The 11,037-nt window shown below is 65.5% G+C and carries 7 protein-coding genes; 3 read left to right on the top strand and 4 right to left on the bottom strand.

The annotated features are described in order from the left end of the window. Positions 1-129 precede the first annotated feature (129 nt). Together pctB and pctA are read right to left on the bottom strand one after the other, a co-directional pair. Positions 130-2,019 carry a methyl-accepting chemotaxis protein PctB gene (gene pctB / locus ACYAF3_RS04695; protein ID WP_003148126.1) on the bottom strand — a complete coding sequence of 630 codons (1,890 nt, stop codon included), beginning with the start codon at positions 2,017-2,019 and terminating at the stop codon, positions 130-132. Between the two features lie 236 nt (positions 2,020-2,255). After that, the gene (gene pctA / locus ACYAF3_RS04690) at positions 2,256-4,145 is read right to left on the bottom strand and encodes a methyl-accepting chemotaxis protein PctA (RefSeq protein ID WP_094009773.1); all 1,890 of its coding nucleotides are present in this window, start codon (positions 4,143-4,145) and stop codon (positions 2,256-2,258) included. Between the two features lie 399 nt (positions 4,146-4,544). Here pctA and ACYAF3_RS04685 point away from each other — a divergent pair, with 399 nt between their 5' ends. Further along, entirely contained in the window at positions 4,545-6,035 is a 1,491-nt protein-coding gene (locus tag ACYAF3_RS04685) for a helicase HerA-like C-terminal domain-containing protein (RefSeq protein ID WP_003114975.1), read from the top strand. Between the two features lie 103 nt (positions 6,036-6,138). Here ACYAF3_RS04685 and pctC read toward each other — a convergent pair whose 3' ends face one another. Next, positions 6,139-8,037, bottom strand: a complete 1,899-nt coding sequence (pctC, locus tag ACYAF3_RS04680) for a methyl-accepting chemotaxis protein PctC (protein WP_003163018.1) — start codon at positions 8,035-8,037, stop codon at positions 6,139-6,141. Between the two features lie 189 nt (positions 8,038-8,226). Next, positions 8,227-8,445, bottom strand: a complete 219-nt coding sequence (flp, locus tag ACYAF3_RS04675) for a type 4b pilus Flp major pilin (protein ID WP_003107380.1) — start codon at positions 8,443-8,445, stop codon at positions 8,227-8,229. A 408-nt stretch (positions 8,446-8,853) separates the two neighbouring features. Between flp and rcpC the strand changes: the two genes are divergently transcribed. Both rcpC and rcpA read left to right on the top strand, forming a co-directional pair. Further along, positions 8,854-9,765: a type 4b pilus Flp biogenesis protein RcpC gene (gene rcpC / locus ACYAF3_RS04670; RefSeq protein ID WP_003107382.1), complete on the top strand. Its 912-nt coding sequence runs from the start codon at positions 8,854-8,856 to the stop codon at positions 9,763-9,765. A 13-nt stretch (positions 9,766-9,778) separates the two neighbouring features. After that, entirely contained in the window at positions 9,779-11,029 is a 1,251-nt protein-coding gene (rcpA, locus tag ACYAF3_RS04665; RefSeq protein WP_003107384.1) for a type 4b pilus Flp secretin RcpA, read from the top strand. Positions 11,030-11,037: the final 8 nt, after the last annotated feature.

Here is an 11,037-nt window from a genome sequence, read left to right as displayed (position 1 = left end):
CTCGGGAGGCATCCTGGCAGGATAAGGGTGAACAACGCCGTTGGCGTTGTTCACCCTACGAATGGCCGGGGGTAGGGCGGATAGCCGCGGCGCGATTATCCGCCGGTTCGGCTACGGCTCGGGCAGTGCTCAGATCTTGAAGCTGTCCACCAGCTGGCGCAGGCGCCCGGCCTGGGTTTCCAGCTCGCCGCAGGCGCGCAGGGTGGCCTGGAGGTTCTCCACGCCTTCCTGGTTGAGGGTGTTGATCTCGGTGATGTCCATGTTCAGCGAATCGACCACCGCGGTCTGCTCCTCGGTGGCGGTGGCCACCGACTGGTTCATCCCGTCGATCTCGGCGATCCGTCCGGTGACACTGCTCAGGCGTTCGCCGGCACGGTTGGCGATCTCCACGCTCTCCAGGCTGTAGCGCTGACTCTCGGTCATGGTGCTGACCGCTTCCTGGGCGCCGATCTGCAGTTCCTCGATCATCTTCTGGATCTGCTGGGCCGACTCCTGGGCGCGGTGGGCCAGGTTGCGCACCTCGTCGGCGACCACCGCGAAGCCGCGTCCGGCCTCGCCGGCGCGGGCGGCTTCGATGGCGGCGTTGAGGGCGAGCAGGTTGGTCTGCTCGGAGATGCCCTTGATCACTTCGAGGATCTGGCCGATGTTCACCGTGCGGCTGTTGAGGGCCTCGATGTTGGCGCAGGAGGCGCTGATCTTCTCGGAAAGCTCGTTCATCGCGCGGATGGTCTGCTCGACCACCTGCTTGCCGTCTTCGGCCTGGTGGTTGGCGTCGGACGCATGGTGCGAGGCATCGGCGGCGTTGCGGGCGATTTCCTGGGCGGCGGCGCCGAGTTCGTTGATCGCTGCTGCGACGCTGTTGGTGCGGTTGGACTGCTCGTCGGAGTTGGCCATCGAGGAGTTCGAGGCGTTCACCACCAGTTGCGCCACATCGTGCAGTTGGCGAGCGGTGCCGGCGACCTCGCGGATCGATTCGTGGATACGCTCGACGAAGCGGTTGAAGGAAATGGCCAGGGCCCCGAACTCATCGTTGCTGGTGACCTTCAGGCGCTTGGTCAGGTCGCCTTCGCCCTGGGCGATGTCCTGCATGGCGCGGCCCATGTCGGTGAGCGGCTGCATCAGTACGCGGATCAGCATGCCGAGGAGGAGGACGATGGCGACCACCGCGATCAGCGCGGCGACGATCGCCGAGGTACGCAGCTTGGTGAGCATGGCATAGGCCTTGTCCTTGTCCACCGAGATGCCGATGTACCAGTCCAGGCCGGACAGGCCCTTGACCGGAGAGAAACTGAGGATCCGGGTGTTGCCGTGCAGCTCGGCCTCGCTGAAGCCGCTGCCGATCTTCGGCGTGTTGCGTGGGTAGACGTCGCTGAGGCTCTTCATGACCTGGTCCTTGTCCGGATGGACGAGGATCTTGCCGTCGCCGCTGACCAGGAAGGCGTAGCCCATGCCGCCGAAGTCCAGCGAGTTGATGATCTTCACCACCGTCTGCAGGCTGAGGTCGCCGCCGACCACGCCGAATGGCTGGCCGCCCTGGCGCGCCGGGCTGGCGATGGTCAGTACCAGCTCGTGGATGGCCGGCTCCATGTAGGGTTCGGTGAGGGTGGTCTGGCCGGCGCTGGTGGCGGCGTTGTACCAGGGGCGGCGGCGCGGGTCGTAGTCGGCCGGCAGGTCGCTGGTGGGGCGCGCGGTGTAGGTGCCGTCGGTCTGCCCCAGGTAGGTGAAGAGGAAGGTCGAGCCCAGCAGCGGCTGTTCCAGCAGGGCCTGGGTGGTCTCCGGGCTGTGGTCGCGGGCCAGGGTCTGGGCCAGGTTCTCGATCAGCAGGATGCGCCCGCTCAGCCAGTTCTGCACGTTGCTGGCGGTGATCTCGCCCATTTCGTGCAGGTAGTCCTCCAGGTCCTCGCGGATCGAGGCACGCTGCAGGGAGTCGTTGTAGAGGGTGAACAGGGAGAAGGTCGCGATCACCACCAGCGCGGCGGCGAGCAGGATCTTGTGGCTGAACTTGAGACTTTTGATCATGGTTTCTTGCATCCGGGAGGCGCGGGCGCGCTGTCGTGAACAGCCCCAGTTGGATCGCAACTGCAAGGCTTGCCGTGTCTGTCGGCGGCAAGTCCGGAAGCTTTAGCGCAACGGATGAATGGTTTCACCGAATGCGACCTGGAGAACGAAAAAAAGCGCCCGTGGGCGCTTTTCGTCGGCAGGGCGGATAACCGCATCGCGGTTGTCCGCCGGTTCGGCGACGAGACCGGCCGGTCTCAGATCTTGAAGCTGTCCACCAGTTGGCGCAGGCGCCCGGCCTGGGTTTCCAGCTCGCCACAGGCGCGCAGGGTGGCCTGGAGGTTCTCCACGCCTTCCTGGTTGAGGGTGTTGATCTCGGTGATGTCCATGTTCAGCGAGTCGACCACCGCGGTCTGCTCCTCGGTGGCGGTGGCCACCGACTGGTTCATCCCGTCGATCTCGCCGATCCGCCGGGTCACGCTGCTCAGGCTTTCGCCGGCACGGTTGGCGATCTCCACGCTCTCCAGGCTGTAGCGCTGGCTCTCGGTCATGGTGGCCACCGCCTCGCGGGCGCCGACTTGCAGCTCTTCGATCATCTTCTGGATCTGCTGGGCCGACTCCTGGGCGCGATGGGCCAGGTTGCGCACCTCGTCGGCGACCACTGCGAAGCCGCGTCCGGCCTCGCCGGCGCGCGCGGCTTCGATGGCGGCGTTGAGGGCGAGCAGGTTGGTCTGCTCGGAGATGCCCTTGATCACTTCGAGGATCTGGCCGATGTTCACCGTACGGCTGTTGAGGGCCTCGATGTTGGCGCAGGAGGTGCTGATCTTCTCGGAAAGCTCGTTCATCGCGCGGATGGTCTGCTCGACCACCTGCTTGCCGTCTTCGGCCTGGTGGTTGGCGTCGGAGGCGTGGTGCGAGGCATCGGCGGCGTTGCGGGCGATTTCCTGGGCGGCGGCGCCGAGTTCGTTGATCGCCGCGGCGACGCTGTTGGTGCGGTTGGACTGCTCGTCGGAGTTGGCCATCGAAGAGTTCGAGGCGTTCACCACCAGTTGCGAGACGTCGTGCAGTTTGTGCGCGGTCCCGGCGACTTCCCGGATCGAGCGATGGATACGCTCGACGAACTGGTTGAAGGCATCGCCGAGTACGCCGAATTCATCGCGGCTGGTCACGGCGAGGCGCTTGGTCAGGTCGCCCTCGCCCTGGGCGATGTCCTGCATGGCACGGCCCATCAGGTGCAGCGGCTGCATCAGCAGGCGGATCAGCAGGCCGAGCAGGACCAGGATGGCGACGATGGAGATCAGCGCGGCGGCGATGGCCGAGACGCGGAACTTGCTGAGCATGGCGTAGGCCTTGTCCTTGTCGATGGACAGCGCCAGGTACCAGGTCACCGAAGGCAGGCCCTTGATAGGGGTAAAGGCGAGGATGCGGGTATGCCCGTGCAATTCGGCCTCGCTGAAACCGGTGGCGATCTTCGGCGTGTTCTGCGGGTAGACCTCGCTCAGGGTCTTCATCACCTGCTCTTTGTCCGGGTGTACCAGGATCTTGCCGTCGCCGCTGACCAGGAAGGCGTAGCCCATGCCGCTGAAGTCCAGCGAATTGATGATCTGCACCAGGGTCTTCAGGCTGAGGTCGCCGCCTACCACGCCGAGGGTGTTGCCAGCGGCCTTCACCGGTGTCGCCGCGGTGATGATCAATTCCTGGGTGGCGGCGTCGACGTAGGGTTCGGTCAGGGTCAGGCCGCCGGCCGCCACGGCGTCCTTGTACCAGGGCCGGCTGCGCGGATCGTAGCCGGCCGGCATCGGGCTGTCCGGACGCATGGTGAAGACGCCGTCCTGCTGGCCGAGGTAGGTGAAGCTGAAGGTCGAGGTCAGGGCCGGCTGTTCGAGCAGGGCGCTGACGGTTTCCGGGCTGTGGTCGCGGGCCAGGGTCTGGGCGGTCTGCTCGACCAGCAGCAGACGGCCGCCGAGCCAGTTCTGAATGTTGCTGGAAGTCACGTCACCCATTTCCCGCAGGTAGCTTTCGAGGTCCTCGCGGATCGCGTTGCGCTGCAGGTAATCGTTGTAGAGGGTGAACAGTGCGAAAGCGGCGAACACCACGAGGGAGGCCGCGAGGAGGATCTTGTGGCTGAACTTCAGACTTTTGATCATGTTGTATTGCGTCCAGGAGTATGTAGCGCCAGTCTTTGACCAGACCCCTGCGACCGTTCCGCGGGCGCAGGGGCTTTCCGTACGCCTTGCAGCGTCGGGCGGGTCGCGCGGGTGGGTAGTCCGTCGACCCAGGCACGGCCTTGTGCCACGAAGCCACGGTTCCCTGGGTGGCTCCGAAGAATGCGTGATACGGATACGATGGCGATTTTTCCTGTCTCAGCAAGGCCCGAAGGTCTTCGCTGAAGCTGGACGGCCAGATCGGGTCGATGCGCTGGCCCGACGCCCTTCGCGGGAACCCGCGCATATTGGTACGCGGGTTCCGCTGGAAGCCCCGTTGCACAAGGGCTTTCCCTTACTGTCGGCACAGCGTGCCGGAGCTTTAGTCCCGAGGATGAATGGATGTCGCAAGCGAATGAGTTGTTGATCGGCGCTGGCCCCGATGGCCAGCCGGTAGGACAGGCCTGGCGCCTGGCCAACCGTCATGGATTGATCGCCGGCGCCACCGGTACCGGCAAGACGGTGACCTTGCAGCACCTCGCCGAATCCTTCAGCGATGCCGGTGTCGCGGTGTTCGCCGCCGACATCAAGGGCGACCTGTGCGGCATCGCCGCGCCGGGCAACCCGCAGGGCAAGGTCGCCGAACGTATCGCCAGCATGCCGTGGCTGAACTACCAGCCGAAGGCCTACCCGACCACGCTCTGGGACATCGCCGGGAAGACCGGCCACCCGTTGCGCACCACCATCAGCGAGATGGGCCCGCTGCTGCTGGCCAACCTCCTGGAGTTGACCGATAGCCAGCAGGCCGCGCTGTTCGCCGCCTTCCAGGTGGCCGACCGGGAAGGCCTGCTGCTGCTCGACCTGAAGGACCTGAAGGCGCTGCTCAACCATCTGAAGGACAATCCGGAAATCCTTGGCGAGGACCGGGCGCTGTTCACTGGCGCTTCCGGGCAGGCGCTGCTGCGCCGCCTGGCCACTCTGGAGCAGCAGGGCGCCGAGGCCTTCTTCGGCGAGCCTGCCCTGCAACTGGAAGACATCCTCCGCCCCGAGCCGGACGGGCGCGGGCGCATCCACCTGCTCGACGCCAGCCGCCTGGTGCACGAGGCGCCGAAGGTCTACGCGACTTTCCTGCTCTGGCTGTTGGCCGAGCTGTTCGAGCAACTGCCGGAGCGCGGCGATGCCGACAAGCCGGTGCTGGCACTGTTCTTCGACGAGGCCCACCTGCTGTTCAACGGCACGCCGAAAGCCTTGCGCGACCGCCTGGAACAGGTGGTCCGGCTGATCCGCTCGAAAGGCGTCGGGGTGTACTTCGTCACCCAGTCGCCGGGCGACCTGCCGGACGATGTCCTGGCCCAGCTCGGCCTGCGTATCCAGCATGGCCTGCGCGCCTTCACCGCCAAGGAGCAGAAATCGCTGCGCGCGGTGGCCGACGGTTTCCGCCCGAACCCGGCGTTCGACACCCTGGGGGTGCTGACCGAACTGGGTATCGGCGAGGCGTTGGTCGGCACCCTGGAGGAAAAGGGCACGCCGGCCATGGTCCAGCGCGTCGCGGTGGCGCCGCCCTATTCGCGGATCGGCCCGCTGAGCGACAGCGAGCGCGCTGAACTGGTCCAGCGGTCGCCGTTGAAGGGTCGCTACGACCAGCCGATCGATCGCGAGTCGGCCTACGAGGTGCTGGCGAACAAGGCGGGCGCCAAGCCCGAGGTCCAGGGCCAGGCGACTGCTCAGCAGGAAAGCTCGTCCGGCGTCGGCGGCATGGCCGGGCAGATTCTCGGCAGCCTGCTGTCCAATTCGACGGTGAAGAGCGCCATGCGCCAGGCGGCCAACCAGTTGAGCCGGGAGCTGGTGCGTGGCCTGCTCGGCTCGTTGATGGGCGGGAAGAAGCGGCGCTGAGCGCCAGGCCATGAAAAAGGCGCCCGCGGGCGCCTTTTTCATGGGGGCTGGATGATCGCCGGCTAACCGCTTCGCGGTTAGCCGGCCTGTGGGACGGACGGGCTCAGATCTTGAAGCTGTCCACCAGGTGCCGCAGGCGCCCGGCCTGGGTTTCCAGCTCGCCGCAGGCGCGCAGGGTGGCCTGGAGGTTCTCCACGCCTTCCTGGTTGAGGGTGTTGATCTCGGTGATGTCCATGTTCAGCGAGTCGACCACCGCGGTCTGTTCCTCGGTGGCAGTGGCCACCGACTGGTTCATGCTGTCGATCTCGCCGATCCGGCTGGTCACGCTACCCAGGCGTTCGCCGGCACGGTTGGCGATCTCCACGCTCTCCAGGCTGTAACGCTGGCTTTCGGTCATGGTGGCCACCGCCTCGCGGGCGCCGACTTGCAGCTCTTCGATCATCTTCTGGATCTGCTGGGCCGACTCCTGGGCACGGTGGGCCAGGTTGCGCACCTCGTCGGCGACCACCGCGAAGCCGCGTCCGGCCTCGCCGGCGCGCGCGGCTTCGATGGCGGCGTTGAGGGCGAGCAGGTTGGTCTGCTCGGAGATGCCCTTGATCACTTCGAGGATCTGGCCGATGTTCACCGTGCGGCTGTTGAGGGCCTCGATGTTGGCACAGGAGGCGCTGATCTTCTCGGAAAGCTCGTTCATCGCGCGGATGGTCTGCTCGACCACCTGCTTGCCGTCCTCGGCCTGGTGGTTGGCGTCGGAGGCGTGGTGCGAGGCATCGGCGGCGTTGCGGGCGATTTCCTGGGCGGCGGCGCCGAGTTCGTTGATCGCTGCTGCGACGCTGTTGGTGCGGTTGGACTGCTCGTCGGAGTTGGCCATCGAGGAGTTCGAGGCGTTCACCACCAGTTGCGCCACATCGTGCAGTTGGCGAGCGGTGCCGGCGACCTCGCGGATCGATTCGTGGATACGCTCGACGAAGCGGTTGAAGGCATTGGCCAACGTACCGAATTCATCGTTGCTGGTGACCTTCAGGCGCTTGGTCAGGTCGCCTTCGCCCTGGGCGATGTCCTGCATGGCGCGGCCCATGTCGGTGAGCGGTTGCATCAGTACGCGGATCAGCATGCCGAGGAGAAGCATGATGCCGACCACCGCGATTAGCGTGGCGACGATCGCCGAAGTGCGGAATTCGCTGAGCATCGAATAGGCGGTGTCGCGGTCGAGGACCAGGGCGACGTACCAGGTCACGCCGGGCAGTCCCTTCACCGGGGTGAAGGAAACGAACTGGCTGCGACCGTCGAGTTCCACCTCGTGGACCCCGGGGACGATGTTCGGTGCGCCTTTGGGATAGGCTTCGGCGAGGGTCTTCAGGACCAGCCCGGAGTCGGGGTGGAGGAGGATCTTGCCGGCGTCGCTGACCAGGAAGGCGTAGCCGGCACCGTCGAACTTCAGGGAATTGAGGATCGCGGTCAGGGTCTCCAGCTTCATGTCGCCGGCGGCGACGCCCAGCAGTTGACCGGCGTGCCGCACCGGCAGCGACATGGCGAGGATCTGCTCGCCGGTGCCGGCATCGACGAAAGGTTCGGTGACGATCAGCCGGTCGGCCGCCAGCGCGTCCTTGTACCAGGCGCGGGTACGTGGGTCGTAACCTTCCGGCATGGCGTCGTAGGGGCGCATGGTGAAGGTGCCGCTGGCCGCCTCGCCAAGATAGACCGACGCGAAATTGCGGCTGAAGACGGGCTGTTCCAGTTGCCTTGCGATATTCGCCTCGTCGGGCTGGTCGAGCAGCGCCAGTTGCGAGGCCAGGCCTTCCACCAGGTGCATGCGGCCTTCCAGCCAGCTCTGGATGTTGCTGGCGGTCAGGGTGCCGATTTCCCCGAGGTAGTTTTCCGTGTCCGTGCGCACGGCCTCGCGCTGTCGGTAATCGTTGTAGAGGATGAAGCAGCTGAAGGCGAAAACCACCACCAGCGCGGCGGCGAGAAGGATTTTCTTGGCAAACGACAGCGAGCGAAGCATGAGCGATGCGTCCTGGCAAAAGCCTCAAGAAGGGCGGGGAGCCCAGGCCACCAGGTAGGGAGCTTGCGGGGGAAAGCCATGATCCAGCGCCTGAACGGCAGGCTTTGTAGCACAGTGCCATTACAAAGGCAAAATAGTGGCGCCATGAAAATGGCGTCACTATGGGAAGCGACCGGGAAAGCGCTCGCGTCAGTTCGCTGTCGGAGCCAGCCCGCCGACTTTTTCGCCGACTCCGTCGAAGAAGGCTTTCAGCCCGCCGACGATACCACTGTCCGTGGGACTCAATACGGCAATCAGAGCCACCGCGATCAAACCTGCGATAACCGCGTATTCGATGGCATTTGCCCCTTCTTCGTCCGCCAGGAATGCGCGAAGTTTGCAATACACGAGCAGAGTCAGGTTCTTCATTCTTGTTTGCTCCTCGAACGCGGCAATCACCGAGACAGAGCCCTGCCTCCACGCTGAGGCTAGGCCGATGATGGCGTTTTGCAACAACTAAATGGCATTAGTAGGAGTGGATTAGTCGCAAGGTTATATGGCGAGTTACAAGGCTTGGACTACATCTAATGACAAATTGACATTGATTATCCCAAGTCTAGATTCAGGCCTATCGCCGCATGGTCGAAGTTATGAACTTTGGTTCTTGAATAACGACTGTCTCCAGTCGATAACCCAATGTACCTGCCATGGAAAGCCAGTCCCGGAGTATGGCCATGACACGGACAGCAAGACGCCACTTTTTCTTTTTCGTTCATCGGCGATCGCCGGTGATTTTCCGTTCATCGACCTGTCCGGACGCATAGCAGGGGTCTGCCCATGAATAGCAAGGTGCTGATGGCCCTGGCCGGCCTGCTGCTGCTCGGTGCGGTGTTGCTCGGATACCTCGGCGTATCCATCGGCCGCGCGCCATCGAACGCGCACGCTCCATCCGTGGCGCCGGCTTCGGCGACGGTGGACGCTTCGCTGGAAAAGCTCGAACGCAAGCCGGTGCTGGTGGCCAGTCGCGATCTCCCGGCGCTGGCGGTGATCGGCAAGGACGACCTGAGCGTCGAGCTGTTGCGGACCGCACCGGTCGGTAGCTACGACAGGCCCGAGGCGTTGCTCGGCAAGCGGGTCTGGGTCGCGGTGCCGGCCGGCAGCATTCTTTCCGCCGCGACCCTCGAACCCGGCGGTCCGCTGGCCCGGACCATCCGTCCGGACGAGCGGGCGATGGCGATCGCTGTGGACGAAGTGGTCGGCGGCGGCGGCTTCGTCCTGCCCGGCGACTATGTCGACGTGATGCTCTTCGTGCGTGACGAGCGGGACGGCGAATCGACCCCGCTGGCGCAACTGGTGTTGCCCGGCGTCCGGGTACTGACCTACGGCGAGCGGATCGCCGTGGGCAGCGATGGACAGGACCGCTCGAACCAGGAAAAGGACCCGCGTCCGCCGCGTACCGCGGTGCTGGCGGTACCGGAGGACGGCGTGGCGCGGCTGATGCTGGCGAGCCAGGCCGGTTCGCTGCGCCTGGCCATCCGCAGCAAGGACGAAGAACTCTACCGCAGGGAGCAGGAAGGCGCGCTGCTGCAAGCGTCGCTGGGCGCGCCGAGCGCGGCGCTGAGTCTCGACCAACTGCTGGAGCGCCGCAAACCGACGGCGCCGAGCGTGCGCAGCGCGGCTCCGCGCGTGCCGGTGGCCAACGGGGTCACGGTCTACCGTGGCAGCGCCATGACCCATGAAGTGCCTTGAGGGGAGCCGGCATATGCATCGGAGCACCGGGATAGGCGTGTCGCGCTGGCTGGGAGGGCTGCTGGGGGTGGCGTTGGCGCTGCCGGCACTGGCTTTGCCGCAGGGCTGCATCGAGTTGCTGGCGCAGGCGCCGCGGGTCGACGTCGTCCAGGGACAACAGCGTGACCTGCGCCTGGCGGTGCCGATCGAACGGCTGGCCATCGGCGATCCGAAGATCGCCGACGTACAGTTGCTGGATCGTCGCGGCTTCCTGGTCACCGGTAAGGAACAGGGCTCCACCAGCCTGCTGATCTGGACCGGCTGCAGTCCCGAGCCGTTGCGCAGCCTGGTGGAGGTCGAGGGACGCGGTAGCGTCGATACCCGCGGTGCTCCAGCGTTCACCGTCGGCGCCGCAGAGGAGCTGCCGAACCAGGTGCAGACCGATATCCGCTTCGTCGAGGTCAGCCGCAGCAAGCTGAAGCAGGCCAGCACCTCGTTCGTCCGCCGCGGCGGCAACCTCTGGGTGCTCGGTGCGCCGGGCAGCCTCGGCGATATCAAGGTCAATGCCGACGGCAGCGGCCTGGGCGGCACCTTCGGCACCGGCAGCTCGGGATTCAACCTGATCTTCGGCGGTGGCAAGTGGTTGAGCTTCATGAATGCCCTGGAGGGCAGCGGCTTCGCCTATACCCTGGCGCGCCCGAGCCTGGTGGCGATGAGCGGGCAGAGCGCGTCGTTCCTCGCCGGCGGCGAGTTTCCGATCCCGGTGCCGAACGGCACCAACGACAACGTCACCATCGAATACAAGGAGTTCGGCATCCGCCTGACCCTCACCCCGACGGTGATGAACAACCGCCGCATTGCTCTCAAGGTGGCGCCGGAGGTCAGCGAACTGGACTACAGCGCCGGCATCCAGAGCGGCGGGGTGGCGGTGCCGGCGCTGCGCGTCCGGCGCACCGACACCAGCGTGATGCTGGCCGACGGCGAGAGCTTCGTGATCAGCGGGCTGACCAGCAGCAACTCGGTGAGCAACGTCGACAAGTTTCCCTGGCTGGGCGACATCCCGATCCTCGGTGCGTTCTTCCGCTCGACCAAGCTGGACAAGGACGACCGCGAGCTGCTGATGATCGTCACCCCGCACCTGGTCCAGCCGCTGGCCGCCGACGCACAGTTGCCGGACCTGCCCGGCGAGGGCTTGCGGCACTACGATCCGGGGTTCTCGCGCCTGTACTTCCTCGAGCGCGGCGAGTACGACGGCCAGCAGAACGACACCGGCCTGTCGGATTAGGAGGCGCG

The sequence above is a fragment of the Pseudomonas sp. TZ252 genome, assembly GCF_056110345.1.
The sequence above is the reverse complement of the archived record's forward strand: the minus strand, read 5'-3'. Positions and strand labels throughout refer to the sequence as shown.